This is a genomic window from Beggiatoa alba B18LD, assembly GCF_000245015.1.
GTDB classification, from domain to species: Bacteria; Pseudomonadota; Gammaproteobacteria; order Beggiatoales; family Beggiatoaceae; genus Beggiatoa; species Beggiatoa alba.
Window position 1 is genome coordinate 2,850,194 of the sequence record NZ_JH600070.1, and the last position, 21,347, is coordinate 2,871,540.

General features: G+C 40.2%; 13 protein-coding genes. 5 read left to right on the top strand and 8 right to left on the bottom strand.

The window, feature by feature from the left end:
* Positions 1-178: 178 nt before the first annotated feature.
* From BEGALDRAFT_RS11575 to BEGALDRAFT_RS11605, 7 genes are all read right to left on the bottom strand, one after another.
* Positions 179-859, bottom strand: a complete 681-nt coding sequence (locus BEGALDRAFT_RS11575) for a retron system putative HNH endonuclease (RefSeq protein ID WP_002690175.1) — start codon at positions 857-859, stop codon at positions 179-181.
* Positions 856-2,187: an AAA family ATPase gene (locus tag BEGALDRAFT_RS11580; protein ID WP_002690176.1), complete on the bottom strand. Its 1,332-nt coding sequence runs from the start codon at positions 2,185-2,187 to the stop codon at positions 856-858. The genes BEGALDRAFT_RS11575 and BEGALDRAFT_RS11580 overlap by 4 nt, the downstream gene beginning before the upstream one ends.
* Positions 2,188-2,209: 22 nt before the next feature.
* A complete protein-coding gene (locus BEGALDRAFT_RS18315) occupies positions 2,210-6,511 on the bottom strand; it encodes a response regulator (protein ID WP_002690178.1) in 4,302 nt (1,433 codons plus the stop codon).
* Positions 6,512-7,121: 610 nt separating this feature from the next.
* Entirely contained in the window at positions 7,122-7,805 is a 684-nt protein-coding gene (locus BEGALDRAFT_RS11590) for a hypothetical protein (protein ID WP_002690180.1), read from the bottom strand.
* On the bottom strand, positions 7,802-8,704 hold the full coding sequence (locus tag BEGALDRAFT_RS11595) for a hypothetical protein (RefSeq protein ID WP_002690182.1): 903 nt from the start codon (positions 8,702-8,704) through the stop codon (positions 7,802-7,804). The genes BEGALDRAFT_RS11590 and BEGALDRAFT_RS11595 overlap by 4 nt, the downstream gene beginning before the upstream one ends.
* A 135-nt stretch (positions 8,705-8,839) precedes the next feature.
* Positions 8,840-11,971 (bottom strand): efflux RND transporter permease subunit, encoded by a 3,132-nt coding sequence (locus tag BEGALDRAFT_RS11600; protein WP_002690184.1) that lies wholly within the window; start codon positions 11,969-11,971, stop codon positions 8,840-8,842.
* A 27-nt stretch (positions 11,972-11,998) separates the two neighbouring features.
* Positions 11,999-13,072 carry an efflux RND transporter periplasmic adaptor subunit gene (locus BEGALDRAFT_RS11605; RefSeq protein ID WP_002690187.1) on the bottom strand — a complete coding sequence of 358 codons (1,074 nt, stop codon included), beginning with the start codon at positions 13,070-13,072 and terminating at the stop codon, positions 11,999-12,001.
* A 745-nt stretch (positions 13,073-13,817) separates the two neighbouring features.
* Between BEGALDRAFT_RS11605 and BEGALDRAFT_RS11610 the strand changes: the two genes are divergently transcribed.
* Together BEGALDRAFT_RS11610 and BEGALDRAFT_RS11615 are read left to right on the top strand one after the other, a co-directional pair.
* A complete protein-coding gene (locus BEGALDRAFT_RS11610) occupies positions 13,818-14,498 on the top strand; it encodes a hypothetical protein (protein ID WP_002690188.1) in 681 nt (226 codons plus the stop codon).
* A complete protein-coding gene (locus tag BEGALDRAFT_RS11615) occupies positions 14,495-15,190 on the top strand; it encodes a hypothetical protein (protein ID WP_002690190.1) in 696 nt (231 codons plus the stop codon). Before BEGALDRAFT_RS11610 ends, BEGALDRAFT_RS11615 begins: the two co-directional genes overlap by 4 nt.
* Positions 15,191-16,005: 815 nt before the next feature.
* Here the strand turns inward: BEGALDRAFT_RS11615 and BEGALDRAFT_RS18320 are convergent.
* Positions 16,006-18,501, bottom strand: a complete 2,496-nt coding sequence (locus BEGALDRAFT_RS18320; protein ID WP_002690192.1) for a serine/threonine-protein kinase — start codon at positions 18,499-18,501, stop codon at positions 16,006-16,008.
* 387 nt (positions 18,502-18,888) lie between these two features.
* Between BEGALDRAFT_RS18320 and aroQ the strand changes: the two genes are divergently transcribed.
* The 3 genes from aroQ to accC all read left to right on the top strand — a co-directional run bounded on the left by aroQ (position 18,889) and on the right by accC (position 21,280).
* A complete protein-coding gene (gene aroQ / locus BEGALDRAFT_RS11625; RefSeq protein ID WP_002690194.1) occupies positions 18,889-19,344 on the top strand; it encodes a type II 3-dehydroquinate dehydratase in 456 nt (151 codons plus the stop codon).
* A gap of 98 nt (positions 19,345-19,442) precedes the next feature.
* On the top strand, positions 19,443-19,916 hold the full coding sequence (gene accB / locus BEGALDRAFT_RS11630; RefSeq protein WP_040295568.1) for an acetyl-CoA carboxylase biotin carboxyl carrier protein: 474 nt from the start codon (positions 19,443-19,445) through the stop codon (positions 19,914-19,916).
* 20 nt (positions 19,917-19,936) lie between these two features.
* Positions 19,937-21,280, top strand: coding sequence for an acetyl-CoA carboxylase biotin carboxylase subunit (gene accC, locus BEGALDRAFT_RS11635; RefSeq protein ID WP_002690197.1), 1,344 nt, complete (start codon positions 19,937-19,939; stop codon positions 21,278-21,280).
* The last annotated feature ends 67 nt before the right edge of the window (positions 21,281-21,347 follow it).

A 21,347-nucleotide genomic window follows, 5' to 3' on the forward strand; every position in this document is an offset into this window, starting at 1 on the left:
AGGATAAGACATCAAAGAGGGCTTATTAACCTTCCAAGAGTAGGTAGCCCGAGTATCTGTGGAACATAGTGTGTATAAAATCTTTTGAAGTATTATACCTTTAGGAAGCGGTCATAGATATTTAGATTTTACCGCTAATAGCATGTTTTATTAAGGTATTCTGGTTAGTTTATTGTATTCAAGAATCACCAAAAAATTGGCGTGACAAACTGAAAAAAGGATAAAGTCTGTTACTTATGGGTTCTAATTGAATCTTTTTAAGGTCTTCGATAGACCAATTTTTTTGCTCATGCTCTTTCCATATTTTCTCTAATTCATCCCAATATTGTTGCCTTAAATTGACTAAGAGATGAGAGTTTAAATTAAGTATATCAATAGTATAAATTGCTTTCGCTTTTTCCACATCGCTTAATTGCAAAGCAGGAACAACACGACCATCAGATGTATAACAAAAATAATTCGCACAATCCACTTGATGACAAGAGATAAATAAATCAGGGTCATAATGACCTAATTTATAATGCCCGCCAAATAATTCCTCTCTTTGATAAGATTTTAAATCCTCAGCACTGAATGCACTGACTGCTAAATTTTGATAATCAAATGTACGGGTTGGATATAAACTTTTAGGCTGAACATGTTCAATATGATAATCATACGCATCTGAGCTACAATGTTCTAATTTAACTTCAGAATAACAACACAAAAAATTTTGTTCGTCTAATAAACACTGACAAACTACATCTTTATATCCAAAACTACTCCAACGACTTGTTGCTGAATCTTTATCACTAGGAGGATTTTTATTTGCTTCGTTCAGATGATATTCTCCAAATTGCCTTTTTAAAATATATCTCATTTTTTTAAGCGTTGTTGTCTTTCAATACTACGTTGTAAACGTTGTAATTGAGGATGTGTTTTACCCAGTAATGTTTCTAATTTTTGCTGTAACTCTTTTGCCTCTGACGTTTCATAACACCCTTGGTCGACCAATTCTGTTAAGCGTTGCAAATCTACTTTTTCTTTAACAGGCGGTTGTGGATCAACAAACATCACTCCCTGCAAAACGCTTTGACTAGGTTCACCATAAGTCATCCCCAGCGGAATGCTTGCAATAAGCTCTCTGTTCACATTTTCGCCAATCACGCGAATTTGCTCCTGTTTAACTGTGCTTAAAACCTGCGGGCTATGGGTTGTAACAATAAATTGAATCAACGGAAAAACCTTGCGTAAGTTATCAATGACATATTGTTGCCATTCAGGATGCAAATGCAAGTCAATCTCATCAACCAACACAATCCCCTGTGTTTTAAGCGTTGCCTCCTCCCCCCAAAAACCATTTAAACGGACACAACGAAACGCCAAATCAGCAACGAGTGCAATCATGGCGCGTAAACCATCGCTCAATAAACTAATCGGTAAATCGCCTGTTTCAGAATGCAAGCCAGTCATTGCTAGCTCTTCTAGTTCTAAATCATAATGAAAATTATCCCATCCCTCTTTTTTTAACACCTGATTAACAGCGTTTTCAACGGTTTTTAATCGGATTGCAATACTGGTTTCTTTTTCAGCACGCGCTTGCTGTTGTAATTCGGCATAAGTTGCTTTAGCCATCCACTGCTGAACTTGGACAAAATTTGAAACAGGTGATAAACAATCTTCATAACCAATGGTTCTACTTTCACTTAATACATGTTCACGCGCCATATTTTTGTGAGTTTTCCACAAACGTCCAGAACCATAATAAGCAATGACAGGCAAAGGTTCAGTTTGTCCTTCTCTCACTTTTTGTTGCAACTCCTTACCATAAGAACTTATTTCACTTGCATCTTTAATCGTTGTTTTATTTTTTTTCCCTGTTAACTCTCTAAATCCTTTTAATAAAGGCTCATCGAATTCTGCATAGACGTGTACAGGATACTGCTGGGTTCGTTCAGCATAAAAATCAGATGAAAAATCCGAAGAAAACCCATTTTTTGTATAACGAGCATCACTTTGCGCAAGATGGCAGGCTTTGCCAAAATCGAAAGCCCCGACAAAAGTCCCTAATGCAATCGTAACCGCATCTAATATGCTGGTTTTTCCCTGCCCATTACGGGCTGTTATAACAGTCAGTTGTTGATTAAAAGTGATTTCAAAATTCTGAAATTGCCGAAAATTTTTTAATCTCAATGTTTTTATAAACACACATCCCCCTTATCAGCACAAACTACTGATATAACCATACTCGTAATAAAGATAATAAACGGTTCATATCCACAGGTTTGGTTAAATAATCATTTGCACCTGCGGCGATACACTTTGCTTTATCGCCTTTCATCGCTTTAGCTGTTAAAGCAATAATCGGTAATTTGCGGAATTTGGTTTGCTCGCGGATGTGTTTCATAGCTTCATAACCATCCATTTCGGGCATCATGATATCCATGAGAACAAGGGATATATTGGGGTGTTTGGTTAAGGCATCTAATGCCTCTTTACCATTTTCAGCCACAACCACATCCATATCTTTGCTTTCTAAAAACGTTGTTAGTGCAAAGCTATTACGAACATCATCATCAACTAATAGCACTTTTTTGCCAATTAAAATCGCTTCTTTATTGTGTACAAGGCGCAACATTTTTTGTTTTTCAGGGGCTAAATGTGTTTCTATTTGATGTAAAAAGAGTGTCGCTTCATCTAGTAATCGTTCGGGAGAATGTACTTCTTTAATCGTTAGATATTCTGCTGCTTCTTGCATTAAAAGTTCTTCTGATTCTGTGAGTTCACGCTCAGAATAAACGATTAATGGCACTTGCGTGACAATATCATTTCTGTCTAGTTTTTCTAACAGATTTAAACTTTTTCCTGCATCCGTATCTACGTCGATAATCATACAGTCGGGCTGATGTTCATGGAGTAATTGATAGGCTTCCTCTACCGTTTTACTGAGAATAATATTCAAGTTATTTTCTTCTACTAAATTGAGAATTTTAACCTGATGCTCTTTATTATCTTCTAGTAATAAAAGAATTTTTATTTCTTTATCGATAAAAGTTTCTATTTTTCTGAAAGAGTCGCTTAATTCATTCATACTGACGGGTTTGAGCAAATAACCGATTGCACCTAGTTTGCGTGCATCTCGACTTTGTTCACTGGCAGACATGACATGAATCGGGATATGGCGGGTTAACGGGCTATCTTTTAAGCGTTCCATGACTGTCCAGCCATCTAACAGTGGTAGCCCTACATCAAGAATGATGGCGCAGGGTAAATACATTTCTGCCAGTTGTAGGGCTTCTTTCCCATCTTCAGCCAATAAGCATTTAAAGCCTTTTTCTGTGGCTAACTCTTTTAAAATTGTGGAAAACTTTCTGTCATCTTCTACGATAAGCAAAACACGATCACCCGGTAGAATTTTCTGGCGGTCATCCTGAAATTGTGGCGGACGTTGTAATGCCTCTAAGTTAGAAAACTCATCCGTGTTGAGAATACCTGTTGTTGTCTCTGATTTAGATTGAACAGTTTTCGGGGCAGGAATAGGTGCAGGTGTTGGGGCTTGGTATTTCGCTTGTATTCTTAAGGGTAAATGCGGTAAGGGGGGCGTGCTGGGAGGGGTTGGCTGAATGATTAACTTTTCAGGTAAATACAGTGTAAACGTACTGCCTTTATTTTCTTCACTTTGTAAAAGCAGTTCACCGCCTAATAAATGTGAAAGTTGGCGAGAAATAGATAAGCCTAATCCTGTTCCGCCAAAGCGTCGGCTGGTTGTGCCATCAGCTTGTTGGAAGGCTTCAAAGATTAAGGCTTGCTTTTCGGGCGCAACGCCGATGCCTGTATCTATAATGCTAAAGGCAAGACTTTGTTCTGCTTTTAATGTAGTTAAGCCAGCTTGTTGTAACACTTCTGCGGTAGGACGAGTGACTTGAATGCTAATACCGCCTTGCGCGGTAAATTTAAACGCATTAGACAGTAAGTTATTAAAAATCTGTTTTAACCGTTGGACATCCGTATAGATAAGGGTTGGTAATCTTTCTGTTACTTGTAAATTGAAATTTAAACCTTTTTGTTCCGCAACATGGCTAAATTTCCGTTGTGTGGTTTGCATAAAGTCTATCAGAATCACTTCTTCGACATGTACTTCTAACTTGCCCGCTTCTACTTTGGCAAGGTCTAAGATTTCATTGATTAAATTCAATAAATCTTGCCCTGCGCTTTCAATCGTTTTTGCATAACTCACTTGTTTTTCTGTCAGATTTGCGTCTTTGTTCTCAATCAATAATCCCGCAAGAATCAGCAAACTATTTAAAGGTGTGCGCAACTCATGCGACATATTTGCTAAAAATTCTGATTTATACTGACTCGCCTGTTTTAATTCGCGGGCTTGGCGTTCTAAATCTTGCTGACTCTCGGCTAAACGCGCATTTTGCTCCTGCATCACTTCTTTTTGTCGCTCTAACTCGCGGGAGCGATTTTCTAATTCCTCATTGGTTTGGCGTAATTCTTCCTGTTGCGTCTGTAATTCTTCATTACTGGTTTGTAACTCTTCTTGTTGTAATTTAATCGCTTCTTCTGCCTGTTTACGCTCGGTAATATCACGAATAACGCCTGTAAATAAACGTTGCTTATTCACCCACATTTCACTGACAGACAATTCAGCAGGGAAGGTCGAGCCATCTTTACGCAGACCACGTACTTCACGAATACTGCCAATAATCCGCGATTTCTGCGTTGTGACATAACTATGTAAATAACGGTCATGTTCATCATGATAAGGATTCGGCATTAACATACTGATGTTATGACCAATTACTTCAGTTGCCGCATATCCGAAAATAATTTCAGCCGCTTTATTAAAAGAATCCACAATCCCACGTTCATCAATGGTAATAATGGCATCTACCACCGTATCGACAATGGTGCGAATCCGCGCCTCTCGTGCAATCACCGCCTCTTGTTGGGTTTGCAAGGTTAACGTTAATTGTTGCGATTCATCTAATAACTCTTTCATCCGCAACCGCGCCTTTGCCGAATTCAACGCAATTGCCACATCGGGCGCGATTAACTCAATAAATTGAATTTCTGTCGTCGTAAATGGACGAGCGGTTGCAAACTCTAACGCCCCTAATAAGTTATCTTCATGCAGTAACGGCACAGCAAACACATGAATCGGTAAAGACTCGCCCAACCCTGACACAATGGCTAATGAAATATGCTCTTTAGGTAATTGACTAAAAACAATATTTTTTCGTTCTAACGCAGCTTGTCCAATCAACCCCTCACCCATTTTAAACGTTGTATAATTATGATGACGCACTTTATAGCCATAACTGCTATATAAATGTAATTCTTCCTGTTCAAAGACATAAAACACTGCAACAGGAATTTCTACATAACCCGTTACATAATTAATGATATTTTGCGTCAAGGTTAATAAATCCTGCTCACCACGAACAATACTTGCAAATCCTGTTTGCCCTGTTTTTAACCAGTTTTGAATGGCATTTTCATCGGTCACTTGGCGCAACGTGCGGCGCATACGCGCCAAAGCAGTGCGTAACTGGTCACGCTCAGAAACTGCCACAATTTTATGCTCATAATTCCCTGACGTAATGGTCTGCACAAACTCCACCATTTCCCGCAAGGTTAACGTCATATTCTGTAAGGCTTTCCCCATTTCATCATCATTCGACAACAAGCTAATTTCGCGGTCACACTCACCAGCGGCAATAAACTGTGCTTGTTGAATCGCACATTGAATGGCTTGTTTTAATTGCTGTAACGCTACTGCAATTTCTGCAATCTCATCAGTGCCTGTATAAGGAATATCTCGCTCAGGTACTTTGCCTTGTTTAAGCTGCGTTAAATATTGATGAATTAAACGCAATGGATAAATCACCTGTCGTGTTACAGACCAACTAACAACAGCAACAATACAAACCCCTATAAAAACAACAGCTAAAGTAACAAGAAAGAAAGCATAATAATGCTGTTTTGCATCTTGCTCCGTGCGTGTTGTTATTAATGACTGTTGATTTAGCCAATCATTCATTTTTAATGCAAATAACTGAAAAACGCTATCAGCTTTCTCTTTTAAATTAATCTGATAAGTATTACTTTGTAATTCATTACTTTTACTTATCAATTCATTTAAGAAATCTTTATAAGACAACCAAGCAATAAATGTTTCTTGAAAAACAGTATTTTCTTGCGAAATGCTCACAAATTGTGCTTTCCAAGCTAATAATGCATTATCAACTAATTGCGATGTTGTCACTAAACGCGCATAACGGCTTGATTGCGCCTGAAGGTTTTGCTCTTGAATTAAATAGAGAAAATCATGATGTATTTGATAACTCGGATTAATAATATCTCGTTCTATTTGCGAAACAATATTAGCTGTTTGATAAACCGCATTAATATCTTGAAAAATAGACCGTGCTTGTAAAAGGCTATAAATTCCAATCCCAAAAACAACACAACACGATAAAATTGCAAGAAATAGCAATTTGGTGGAAATTTTAAAATAATGCATTATGGAGCAACCCTTAAAACCGCGTTGTATAAAGGCAAGGCAAAGAATGTGCCTTAAGGAGGTAAACATTATAGGTGGACTGTCCTAAAAAATGGGTGACAGATGCTGAATAAATTCTACGTAATAAAGTAGCATTAATCTAAGTTTGAAAACTATAAAAAACGACTAGTTTAATCGTTAATATTTATAGTAAATTCATATTATTAATTAGTTTATAGTGCATTAGCTATATAAGATTTGATAATGAATATAGTAACCGTAACGCGAGTACGGCGAGATTCTTTTAAAAAGACAACAGCTTGAATGTTGTAGGGTGGAATAGCGAAGCGTATTCCACCTTGAAATTCTGCAAAAACTGAGCAAAAACAGATTATAAATCGTATGGTGGAATACGCTTTGCTATTCCACCCTACATTTTTTAGTTGAACAATTCTAAAAGGTTTTCGCCACTCGCCGAACTAGCGTTAAACGTACCATAAAGTGATTTAAATCTAGGATTGGCAGTCCTGTGAGGACTGCCAGTCCTTCATGTCGTTTTATAATACGTTTGCTATAGTTAGCCATAAAAAAAGGCGCAAAATGCGCCTTTTTTATTAAAAAGCTGAATAACTTAGGCAGAAATAAATAGTTTTCTACGATTTTTAATAAGTTCTGGCGTAGAGCGATTTTTATCCGTTTGGTCTTTAAACCCTAAACGGGTATAAACATTGCCACCAACACCAGGTATTAACGTTCCATTAGTTTCTTTATCTTTATCCGTTGCGAAATAAACATAGTGAAATCTATCTGATAAATCTTTTGGAAATTCATTTGCTAATTTTTCTTTCGCTTGTATGTGCATGACGGGAGAAGCAACAATAATTGTTTCGAGCTTTGTTTGTTGTTGAATTAAATTGGTTAAGTTCGTTTTTACTACACATGCACCAGAAATGACAGATTTAATAATAATCAGCGTAGTTGCTTGAGCTGTATCAGGTTCTATATATTTCCTTAAAATAGGGGCAATCGATTGTTGTTCATCTCGTTGATTCCAAAAACAGGCAAGCGCAACGGAAGCAACATGATTTGTTAAAATCTCAATGACACCTTGTGCTAGATAATCCGCATCTTCAACAGTACAAGCAAGACAAACTTTTTCTTGATTTTTAATTTGTTTGATAAGTACTTCACCTAAATCTTTACCCAATAAATAGAGTGCATTTGCATAACATGTTGCATCAGTCCCTTGATCAATTAATGTGTCTAAATGGGCTTTTACGGTGTCATTTGTGTCATTTGAAAATTGTCGACTCATAATAATAAAATACCTACTAAATCATCAAAATGACGAGGATATTGTGCAATAACAGTACGCTGAATATTGTTAAATTCATTACTATCAATAGGATATAAAACAACGCCCGATTCTAAATTCATATAGTTCCAATGAAAATATCCATGTTGAATGTTGTAACTAAAATCAGTAATTTCGGCAAAAATCGCCCGCACTTGGGGTAATAATGAATCTATTGTGAGATTGTTTTTTATTAAATAATTAGGAAATTTGGCTTGTAATTCTCTTAATAATTCATGCACAGAATTTACCGTTGTTTGTTTGTCTTGCCAATGTCCTAGGATCAGGATAGCTAATGCTTCTAATTTGTCAGATTCATTAGAAAAACAGATTTTTTCGAGTGATTCTTTAAAATCGACATGGCTTAAAATAAGTTGATTCAGGGTATCGGCAACAGGAAAGTAAATAACTTTTGAAAAACTCATAATCTCTGTTGGTATATTATTTACTAATTTTTCAAAAGCTTTTGGTTGTGAACAAACAAGCGTTAAGGCTGTATATTGAATATTTTGATGCACATTAATTTGTTTTTGCTTATAAAAATCATCAGCAAGACTTTTTAGTCCGTTTCCCCATGAAAGTTGTTGGGCATTTTTTAACTGAAAATGTCTATAGCTACTATGTTGTTCATCAACAATGAGTAAATCATCTACAAAAGCGTCAGCTTGGATATAGATTTGAATATCTGTTGCATTAGTGTTATTCAGTAAAATATAGAATAATTCGATAAGTTGTGATACTGCAAAAAAATTTTCGTATCGGTTTCCATCTTGATTGCTTTGCCCACCACGTTGTTTATGTTTAAAGTAATCTAAAACAGACTTATCAAATAACCCTAGCAAAATTTTTTCAATGGTCATTCCAGTTTTATTCCCAGATTATTATTTTTACCCAGTGAGTATCATATCTTATTTTCGTTATTAACCTGTTATATTTAAATATAAAAAAAGGTGCATTTAGCACCTTTTTTTGTCATGCGTGAAGCAAATATTTAATTAATGACGTTCCACATTGCCATAGCCACCAGTTTCTACAATGGAATGTGGGGCATAGGTTGCGTTTTTATGTCCATGTTTGTGGGAGTATTCCTTATCAGGGTTGTAACGTTTTGCTAATAAGGTGTAAGCCACAGGGATGATAAACAGGGTTAAGAATGTCCCTAATATCAAACCGCCAAGAATAACCCAGCCGATTTGTTGGCGACTTTCTGCCCCCGCGCCGACTGAAATTGCTAGCGGTAACGTTCCTAAAATCATGGATAATGAGGTCATTAGAATCGGGCGTAGGCGTAAGACTGCTGCTTCTACCACCGCTTCTTTTAAGAGTTTGCCTTGTTCTTGTAATTGGTTCGCAAATTCAACAATTAAAATCCCATGTCGAGTAATTAAACCGATTAGCATCACAAGACCAATTTGGCTGTACACGTTGAGCGTGCCATTGGTGTAAAACAGGGCAAATAATGCTCCTGTCATTGCTAACGGTACGGTGAGCATGATAATAAAAGGACTGATGAAGCTCTCAAATTGTGCAGCCAGTACAAGGTAGATGAAAATTAAGGCAAGAATAAAGGTCATTACTAATGTTTCGCCTGATTCTTTAAACTCGCGGGATTGTCCATCTAGTCCTGTTTTTGCCGTTGCGTCTAAGGTTTCTTTTGCGGTTTGGTCTAAGAAATCTAGGGCTTGTTTTAAGCTATAACCTGGTGCAACGTTGGCACTGATTAAAACGGCTCTTAAACGGTCAAAACGGTTTAACTCTTTGGGGGCAACCGCTTCAGTCACTGTGACTAAGTTAGAGAGTTGAATTAATTGCCCGTTTTTATTACGCACAAAAATCGAGCTTAAATCGGCAGGTTTGGTGCGGTCTTCTTGGCTCAGTTGAACAATCACATCATATTGTTTGCCTTCACGTTTGAAGCGGGTGACTTGGCGACCACCAAGCAGGGTTTCTAAAGTACGTCCGACTTCTTCCACTTCTACGCCTACCGCTGCGACTTTGTCACGGTCTATGCTCACAACTAATTGTGGCTTATTCAGTTTTAAATCGGTGTCGACGTTGGTCATTCCCGGATAAGCCCGAATTTTAGCCAGCATATTGTCTGACATGGTTTGTAGCTGTTCGTAGGAATCGCCTTGAATAATGAATTGTACGGGCGGATTGCGAAAACTTTGCCCCAGTGATGGCGGGTTGAGCGCGAAGGCTAAAACACCTGGTAGGCTTAACATTTTCGGCATGACTTCGGCAGCAATGGCTTGTTGGCTACGTGTGCGTTCTCCCCAAGGAATCAGACTGACGAAAGATAAGGCATTATTTACAGGGTTAGGATTTTGTAAGCCCGGAGCGACAACAACGAAGAATTTACGAATTTCTGGCACTTTTTCGTAAATTTTCTCGATTTGGCGGGCGTATTTATCGGTGTATTCTAAGGTTGCTCCTTCAGGCGCGCTGAGTACACCAATTAAAATGCTACGGTCTTCTGTGGGGGCTAGCTCTTGTTTAATCTGTGGATATATCCAAATTGCGCCGTAAATGGTTACGGCAAAGACAACTAACATCAGCCACCAAACTTTTAACACGCCTTTAAGGACAAAGCGGTAGCCATCATTCATGGCAACGAAAAATTTTTCGGTGATGTTGAATAAAAAGCCATGATGTTCATGACTTTTAAACATTTTTGAGCACATCATCGGCGTTAAAGTCAGCGCGACAAAGCCTGAAACGACAACCGCCGCCGAAACAGTTAAGGCGAATTCGGTAAACAATCGCCCTGTATTGCCTGTCATGAACGTAAGCGGGACAAAGACTGCGGCAAGAGTCACGGTCATGGAAATGACCGCGAAACCAATTTCTCGACTGCCTGCAACGGCTGCTTGTAGTGGCGGTTTTCCTAGTTCAACGTGGCGGTGTATGTTTTCCAGCATAACAATTGCGTCGTCAACCACAATCCCAATTGCCAGCACTAAGCCCAGTAAGGTTAGGATGTTAATAGAGAATCCTAAAACATCTAGGAAAATAAACGCGCCAATCAATGAGACGGGAATCGTCACAAAGGGAATAAAGGTGACGCGGAATGAACGCAAAAAGGCAAAAATCACTAAGACAACGAGGATAAAGGCTTCAGTCATCGTGCGGTAAACTGCATCGATGGAGGCTTCGATAAAGATAGAGGTATCAAAGACAACTTCTAATTTCATGCCATCCAAGACAGAAACACGTGGCAATTCAGCACGTACCGCTTGCGCAACGGATAATGTATTCGCGGTTGATTGTTTAACTACACCTAAACCGACCGCTGATTGTCCATTCACCCGCACAATCCGCCGTTCATCTTCAGGACCGACTTCTGCTTTACCTACATCACTTAAACGAATTGGATAGCCATTGACTTCTTTAATGATTAAATCATTAAATTCTTGTGGGGTTTTTAAATCCGTTTGGGTTAAAACCGTAAATTCCCGCTGAGTGCTTTCAATGCGTCCCGACGGAATTTCGATATTTTGCAAGCGCAACGCGGATTCCACATCTTGTGGAGTCAGTTTATACGCGGCGAGGCGGTCACGGTCTAGCCAAATCCGCATGGCGTAACGCCTTTCTCCCCCAATAATGACACTTGCAACCCCTTCCAACACTTGTAAACGCGGAATAATAAAGCGGTCAGCATAATCACTGAGTTCTAAAGAGCTGTGTTTATCACTTGAAAATGCAATCCAGACCACCGCTTGCGCGTCCGCCTCTACTTTAGAGACCACAGGCTCATCCGATTCATCAGGCAATTCAGAACGCGCTCGTGCAACACGGTCACGCACATCATTAGCCGCGTTATCTGCATCACGGGTTAACACAAATTCAATGGTAATTTCGCTGACTTGCTCGCGACTGATGGATTTAATTTTTTTAATCCCTTCAATCCCTGCTAAGGCATCCTCAATCGGCTGCGTCACTTGGCTTTCCATAATCTCCGCACTTGCCCCCGTGTAAACAGTCCGCACGGAAACCACAGGCGCGTCGATATTGGGATATTCGCGCACCGACAAGCGCGTAAAAGAGAGTGCGCCGACTAAAATAATCATCAAACTCATCACGGTCGCCAACACAGGGCGACGAATCGACATTTCAGATAAAACCATATACTACTGCCCTCCTGAGCAAGGCACTTACTTAGCCGACGGCGTTGCAGGCGTTGTTGCTTGCTTGGATGAGGGCTGATTGACAATATTCACCCCAACCCCATTACGGAGCTTAATTTGTCCATCCGTCACAACAATATCACTCGCGTTTAATCCCTCTAAAACTTCCACGTCCCCTGTCCGTCGTTTGCCAATTGTCACTTTTGTTAAAACAGCTTTGTTATCAACGATTTTAAAAACAAAACTATCATTGCCTTGAGGCACAATTGCCTCCTCAGGGACAGTTATCGCCTGTTCACGCACGGCTAATAACAAACTCACCCGCGCAAACATACCAGGCAATAATTTCTGAGCCTCATTTTTAACCCGTGCGCGTAATAAAATTGTGCGTGTTTCCTCATCGACACGCGGGTCTATCGCATACAACTGTCCGCTAAATGTTTCATTCGGATAAGCATCAACCCGCAAATTAACCGCTTGCCCGATTTTTAATTGTGTCAAATAACGTTCAGAGACGCGAAAATCGAGTTTAACTGTACGAATATCTACTAATGTGACTAAATCATCACCCGCTTTAATATAAGCCCCTTCACTGATGTCTTTTAGGCTTAAAATACCTGTAAATGGTGCAAGAATTCGTGTTTTATCTAAAGAAACTTGATAGATAGACTGACGCGCCCGCGACTCATCCAATTTCGCTTTGGCTTCGTCATAAGTTTGTCGACTGCCTAAATTCTTATTTAACATATCTTTTGCACGTTCAAAATTTAAAACATTCAAATTAACAGTTGCACTACTTTCCGCTAACTGTGCCCGATATTCTGAATCATCCAAAACGATTAAAGGTTTACCTTTTTCAACCGCTTGACCTTCTGCGACATGAATAGCCTGCACTCTGCCATCAATTTCAGAGCGAATAATCACACTTTCCTCCGCTTTTAACGTACCGACAGCCGTCGCATCAATAATGACCGTATCTAATTTAACGGGAGCTGCCTCAACAGGCATTGCAGGTGGCGACTGTTGCGCAGCTTGAGACAATGGCGTTATAAACACGCTCATTCCCATTAAACCGATAAAGAAATAACGATAATTAGACATAACAAACAGTTTCCTATCGTATAAATTTGGCGTAAAAATAAAAAATGACGAAACGTCAAGGATAGGCAAAAACTATCGCTTGCAGTCTGTCTTTTGTCAAATAAGCACTTTGTTGCGATGCAACTTAGTGAGGGAGTTATAGTTTTACTGCTTAATTTTTAAAATCAAAAACTAGCGTCTGACTTACTAACACTGTGCAGTTTACTATGGGGGAATACCCGTATTTTTTAAACTGGGTTTAATTTGATAATTCTAAAAATATCGATTCGCACAAAATTTTTCAATTGTGGGGAAAGGGGAAGGAGGATGCAGCGAGTTAAGAAATAAATTAACTGGAGTTCTACGAGTTTCTTTTAAAAAGACAAGCGTTTGTCTGAATCAGGATTAGCAGGATTTAAAAGATTCATTCGCGTTAATTTTTTCTGTTTCAGGAGTGCAATCGCTTCAGCTATTGCTTCTTTTTTTTACCCGCGTAGCGGGTAAAAAGCCGTAGAAATGTAAGTCTGGTGAATAGATCATTTTTTATTCTCTTCTTAGAGGCAGTTACTATCTTTAGGCTATTCTGATGAAAGATGAAATCGGTGACAGATGCAATACAACATGTTCACAGGCATTTGGGCGAAAAACCGTCCCAGAAATCAGAGAATTTTAGCAATAGCAATCACTATATGCTTGACAAACTAATTTATACCAACATAGTATTGTCCTAAGTTTTAAAACAAAGGACAAGCACTGGTAATTAAAAATGAAAAGTCAAGATATTTTTTTACTATTAAAACTGGTGAGTTTACAACAGCAAGAACAAAAAAATCATGTGCTGTACATCGCCGACAAAGAAAAAGAATTAGAGCAAATACATCGTATTAGAAAAGATAACTCGATAATATCGCCGTGCCAAGATTGGAATGACTCAGCAGAAATTGAACCCTTTATACCCGAAACCTCTTTTGCAGCGCGTTATACGGTTCGTACCCTTTCTACAGAAACGGGAATGAGTAAATCTCAAATCTCGCTCAGCTTACAACGTTGTTATGCGGTAACACTAGCAAAGATTGATCGTATTACCAATGTACCACGTGTCAATATCAAGGCATTAACAGAGTTTCTTGTTTATGGGATACGCTATGTATTTCCCGCTGAATTAAAAGAACTCACACGAGGTGTTGCAACAGGTTTGGCTGCTCCTGTGTTAAAAGGGGAAATAATGACAGCAGGTGAGTTGTCTATACCTGTTTGGGAAGATGCCCATGGCAAAACAAAGGGGCAATGTATAGAACCTTTATATAAAACAGTCTCTCAGGCTATTCGGCGTGATGAACGTCTGTATGCTTTTTTAGCACTGACAGATGCGATTCGTATCGGGCAACCTAGAGAACGCGCCTTTGCGACGGACAAATTATCAAAAATGCTGAGAGAGCTGTTGTGAGTGAGTTTAATTGTCATCGACAGATGCTGATTCAAGTTGCAGAAGCACTGGGAGAAGAATTATTAAAACAGATTGCTTTTGTTGGCGGATGCACTACAGGTTTTTTTATTACTGATGATTTCACGCGAGAACAAATACGCAATACGAACGACGTCGATATTATTGTGCATGTTTTAGGGTTTGGGGACTGGTGTGGTTTACAAGAAACATTGCGGTCTAAAGGTTTTCAAGCGCGTTCTCAAGAAGAAGTTATTTGTGCAATGTACTTAGACAATCTTCGGGTTGACTTTATGCCTGATAATGTAAATATTTTGGGGTTTACCAATCGTTGGTATGCTGATGCTTTAAAAAATGCACAACTTTATCCTATTAATGCAGATTTAAAAATTCCCTTGGTGCAATCTGTTTATTTTATTGCCACGAAGTTGGAAGCTTATCTCGGACGCGGTAATAACGATCCATTAACCAGCACTGACCTTGAAGATATTATTAATCTTTTTGATGGTCGCGAAGAATTATGCAATGAAATTACCGCTGCATCTCCCGAACTGCGTTGTTATATTGCAACGCAACTAACATCATTATTAAAACATCGTGATTTTGAATATGTCATACAAAGTGCCACCAAAAATAACATAAAGCGTGAAAATTTGATTTTTGACCGTTTAGACGCTGTGATTCGATTAAAATAACATATTTAGCAGGATATTTAGTCGAGCTCACAGCGCAAGTTCAGCGACTGAGAACTGAATATATAGTGAACGCACTATAAAACGATACGAAGGACTGGCAGTCCTAAATTCAAATCACTTTATGGTACGTTTACTATATCTTTCCGTAAGGCTTCCATATCAATTTTACAAGGTCTGTTACGTGTCCGTTTGGCTTCCAATCCCTTGCTCCATCTGACGACGCTTGCTATGGCATGGCTATTTGAAAGCGTTTTGCTACCTCTGCTATGGTCAGATTTTCTTCTTGTTTCACTTTTAATAACCCGAGTTCGGCGAGTTTTATAAAATAAAACAGAGACCTGCTAGGTTTTAAAAACCTAGCAGGTCTTTTTTTGTCTGAATCAGAATTCACAGAATTCACAGAATTTTCAGAATTAGCAGAATTAAAAAGTGTGATTCACCTGACTTTTTGGTTTGAGGATTTTAAATCCTGTTAATCCTGAAAATCCTGATTCAGACAAATTGTTGTCTTTTTATAAGAAACTCGCCGAACTCAGGTGTGGAATAGCAAAGCGTATTCCACCATACGATTTATAATCTGTTTTTGCTCAGTTTTTGCAGAATTTCAAGGTGGAATACGCTTCGCTATTCCACCCTACAACATTCAAGCTGTTGTCTTTTTAAAAGAATCTCGCCGTACTCGCGTTATTCCACCCTACATTTTTTAGCTGAAAAATTCTAAACGGTTTTCGCCACTCGCCGTACTCAGGTTGCTAGGTTTCGAAAACCTAGCAGGTCTGTTGGAAGATGCGGAAAAGTTTGCCAGTCCGAATAGTTTAAAACGAAGGCGTAAATATCAGCGGGCGGTTGGGTTTGTCTGTGGGTTTATTATCTTCGGATGTTGGCGGTGTGTTGGCTTTATCTGCTTGTTGTTTAGTGAGTTTTTGTCGTATTTCGCTTTGTAATGCGAGCAAGTCGGCGTGGTCGGCTTGGGCAGTTAAGCCTTTTTCAATGCTAATTAAGCCTTGTTGTAACTCATTTTTAGCCATTTGTTCACGGGCAAGTTGTAAGTAATGGCTAGCAATTTGGACTAATCCCGCTTGGGCTTGTGTATTTTTGTTGTCTAATGCAAGAACATTGCGATAGGTATTAATGGCTGTTTCCCATTGTCCTGTTTTACGTTGTTGTTCTGCCGTCAGTAATAACGCTTTAATCGGTGGTTCGGGTTTGGTATCGACGGGGGGAGGTGTTTCTACGACAGGAGGCGTGGGTTGGGGTGGCGTTGGTTTTGCGGGTAAGGTGTAGAGTTGTGCCAGTGCTAATAAACCTGTGTGATTAGGGAGCACTTTTAGCCCTTTCTCGATGAAGTGGCTACGTTTTTCTGCTTGACGTTCTGCACGTGCCATGCGTTCGTATTGTTCGGCAATGCGTAATAGTCCTGCTTTGGCGTTGGGGTTGTCGGGGTCTAGGTTTAAGACTTGTTGATAGGTGTTGTAAGCGTTGTCGTCTAGTGGTTCTGTGAGTTGTAGTGCATTAATTTGTTGTTCTGCTTGCGTTAATAGGGTTTGTAAGCGTTGGTTATTGATGATTTTTTTTTGTAAGGCTAATAGCTCTAGGTGGTTTGGGTAGTATTGTAGGGCTTCTTGTAGTAGGCGCGTGCTGTCTATGCTATTGGTTTGTTGTTTAATCAGGGTGATATAGGCATCGGCAGTTTGTGCAAGTCCTGCTTGTGCGGGCAGGTTGTTTGCTTCTTGTTGGAGAATTTGTTGATAGGTTTGATAGGCTTGGGCAAGTTGTCCTAGTTCGCGTTCGTGATTGGCTTTGATGAGCAGTTCGGCAAGGTGTTTTTGTTTTTGTTGGTTAGCAAGTTGTTGATTGAGGTCTTGCGCAAGGGCAAGCAGTGCGGGGTATTGTGGCAATAGGGCGAGCGTTTGTTGTACCAGTTGTAAACTGTCGGTTAAATTTCCTTTGTTTTTTAGGATGATAGCTTGTTGTTGGTAGTAGTCAGCAAGTTTGCTCAGTCCTTGTTGTGCAGGTTGGTTGCTAGGGTCTAGGCGAAGAATTTGTTGATAGGTTTCATAAACATTATCGCCTGTTGGCGTTGTCAGTTTTTGTGCTTGCCATTGTGCTTGAGCTGTGTTGAGTAATTTATCGATAGGCGCGGTAAAGGGGCGATAGTAGCTGATACTGGCAATGAGGAGGATGAGAAGGAGTAGCACGCTAGACCAGATAAGGCGTTGTCGTTTGCTGGTGGGGGTGTCTTCTTGGGTTTTTCCCAGTTCTTCGCTACTTTCTAAGGTATCTTGGGGGGGCGTTAAGGGGATAAAGGGTTTGCCTAGCAGTGCGGCTTCAAATTCGTCAACGGATTGAAAGCGGTCTTCTAAACGGACAGCAAGGGCTTTTTCTATGGCTAAGTTGAGGTAGTCGGGGATTTGTAGTCCTGCAATTTGGGTCAGGGGTTGCAGGGATTCTTCGCAAAATCGGTCGGTTGCAGCAGGCGGTAACATGCCACTGAGTAGGTGATAGAGTAGCGCGCCACTGGCATAAATATCTGTCCAAGCACCAATTTTTCCCCGTCCTGAATATTGTTCTAGGGGGGAGTAGCCGTGTTTGAGAACAAGGTCTAGGCTACGGCTGTGTTCGCCCATGATGTGCCTTGCCGCGCCGAAGTCTATGAGAATCGGCACGCCTGTTTTTAGCAGTAGGACGTTGTGCAAAGAGATGTCGCGGTGGTAAATATGTTTTGCATGAACCGCACTGAGGGCATCAAGAATGGGGAGGATGATATCTAGAGCTTGTTCAACTGATACTTTTCCGCCATTTTTGTCTAAAAAAACTGCTAAATTGTCGCCGTCGAGGAAGTCCATCACCATGTAGCCTGTTCGATTTTCTTCAAAGAAGTTACTAACGCGGACGATATGCGGATGGTCAAATTTGGCTAAATTGCGGGCTTCATCAATAAAGAGGTTTAAGCCTTGTTGAAAGGCATCGGCTTGATTTTTGAAAGGAACAACCGTGGTGTCGGCGGAGTCACGACTGGCAAGGGATGAAGGTAAATATTCTTTAATAGCGACTCGCTTTTGTAACCAGCAATCTAACCCGATATAGGTAACGCCAAAACCGCCTTGTCCTAAGGGCTTGCCGACTATGTACTGATTTTTTAACAGTGTCTTTGGTTTCAGGTATAATGGATGATCTTTATGTGTTAAAGCATTGTATCCACAATGCGGACAAGTCTCTACGCTACCATTTTCTTGCATGCAATGGCTACATAACGCATCTAACATGGCTGTTGTAATTTCAGGGAGCGTTATTGAGAATGAGCTTGTCATAAAATCGGCAGAATCGTGTCAAATTATTAGGCTATTGCAATAGATTATTGTGCAGTATAAATAAAAAAATGGTGCGATGCAGTTGGGTTATTCAGATAAATTGGGCTTGTTTGTCGGGGAAATGTGTTCACGGGTTGTTATTAACTATTTTAGAGTAACGTTTTTATTGTATTTGTAAAATTTGTCGTATGAATTAAAAATTTGGTAGTGCTAAACAAGTTGGGTTTTTCTCGTTAATCTTAACGCTATTGTCTGAATCAGGTCTTACTTGTTTAGCACTACCAAAATTCCTTTTAATCTAAGGTTCGCAGAGTGGAATTCTGTGCAGTGTCAACAAGATTGATAGTCAATTGAGTTTTTCCCATTTCTCCAACAATAAAAAACATTATGTTTAATATCTTGGTTTTACATGGACCTAATTTAAACCTGCTAGGCACTCGTGAGCCTAAACATTACGGACGTGCGACGCTTGCTGATATTAATCAAGCCTTAAAAGACCTAGCGCAAGCGCATCAGTTGACCACTTTTCAAAGTAATGCTGAGTATCAATTAATTGAGCGCATTCATGCCGCACGCGAAGAGCATGTCGATTTTATTATCATTAACCCCGCTGCGTTTACGCATACAAGTGTTGCATTACGCGATGCCTTATCGGCTGTTACAATCCCGTTTATAGAAGTGCATTTATCCAATGTACATGCCCGCGAACCTTTTCGCCAACATTCCTATTTTTCTGATTTAGCGGTCGGGGTTATTTCAGGACTTGGCGCACAAGGCTATCTGCTTGCTTTACAAGCAGCACTTGCTATGTTGCGCGATAAAAATGCACAGGAGACTGTTTAACATTCTCACTGTTACTATCCTCGTTCTGCCATTATGCGACGGCATGGTAAAACCCGCCCGCGCCTCTGCAAACAAATGTTTAGAGAATATTTATGCCAATGGACATCCGTAAAGTAAAAAAATTAATTGAGTTGTTGGAAGCCTCCAATATTGCCGAAATTGAAATTCGGGAAGGGGAGGAATCCGTGAGGATTAGCCGTCAAAGCTCTCACGCCCCCGCGCCTATGCCCATTTATGGCTATCCGCAACCGTACCCAGTCCCACAGCAAGCCGCAGCCCCGATGCCTGCTACTGCCGCCCCAAGTACAGAGGCATCCGCCAGCACACCGCCGATAACAGGTCATGTGGTTACTTCGCCGATGGTTGGTACGTTCTACCGTGCAGCATCCCCAACAACTAAACCATTTATTGAAGAAGGTCAACGTGTTTCAGTGGGTGATACTATCGCTATCATTGAAGCGATGAAGATTCTGAATCAAATTACGTCTGATTATGCAGGCGTGGTACGTAAAGTATTAGTAGAAAATGGCTCTCCTGTAGAATACGGCGAACCCTTGTTTATCATTGATTAATTTATTCAGGGGATTATTACATGCTGTCAAAAGTTGTTATCGCTAATCGGGGTGAAATCGCACTCCGTATTTTACGCGCTTGTCGAGAATTAGGGATTCGTACCGTAGCGATACATTCCACCGTTGACCGTGAGTTAAAACATGTGCGTTTAGCGGATGAGTCTGTATGCATTGGCCCGCCCCCTTCTGGACAAAGTTATTTAAATATTCCTGCTGTTATCAGTGCTGCAGAAGTAACAGATGCGGTTGCTATTCACCCTGGTTATGGCTTTTTGTCAGAAAATGCCGATTTTGCCGAGCAAGTGGAGAAAAGCGGTTTTATTTTCATTGGCCCGCGTCCTGATACCATTCGTTTAATGGGGGATAAAGTCTCCGCTATTGCCGCAATGCGGGCTACTGGTGTGCCCTGCGTTCCCGGTTCTAATGGCGTGCTGGGTGAGGATATGGATGAAAATTTCCGTATTGCCCGCGAAATTGGCTACCCTGTGATTATTAAAGCCGCAGGCGGTGGCGGTGGGCGCGGGATGCGCGTTGTACACAGCGAAGCCGCACTGCCTAATGCAATTACCTTAACTTGCAATGAAGCAGCGGCAGCATTTGGTAATGCGCAAGTGTATATGGAGAAATTCCTAGAAAATCCACGACATATTGAATTCCAAGTCTTAGCCGATGAACATGGCAACGCGGTACATTTAGGCGAGCGCGATTGTTCCATGCAACGCCGTCATCAAAAGATTTTAGAAGAAGCACCCGCCACTGGATTACCAAAAAATTTACGCAATAAAATTGGTGAACGTTGCGCCCAAGCCTGCCGTGAAATCGGCTACCGTGGCGCGGGCACTTTCGAGTTTTTATACGAAAATGGCGAATTTTACTTTATCGAAATGAATACCCGCGTACAGGTTGAACATCCTGTAACAGAATTAATTACGGGTATCGATATTGTTAAAGAGCAATTGCATATTGCCGCAGGCGAACCGTTACGCTTTCAACAGAAAGATATTCGTTTTACAGGTCATGCGATTGAATGTCGTATTAATGCGGAAGACCCCAATAACTTTATGCCATCACCCGGTTTAGTGAATCGTTATCATGCACCCGGTGGGCCTGGTATTCGCGTCGATACGCATTTATACAGTGGCTATCGTGTTCCGCCTTATTATGATTCGCTCATCGGTAAACTCATTGCCCATGGGGAAACTCGAGAATCGGCAATTGCGCGTTTAGCAACCGCATTGGATGAAATGGTGGTTGATGGGATTAAAACGAATATTCCTTTGCATCAAACTTTATTAAAAGATGCGTCATTCCAAACAGGTGGCACAAGCATCCATTATTTAGAAAAGAAATTAGGGTTAATGTAATGTAATCAGTAAGTAATAATTAGCCTACAATTTGATGCGTCAATGAGACGGATATCACCGTTAAAAA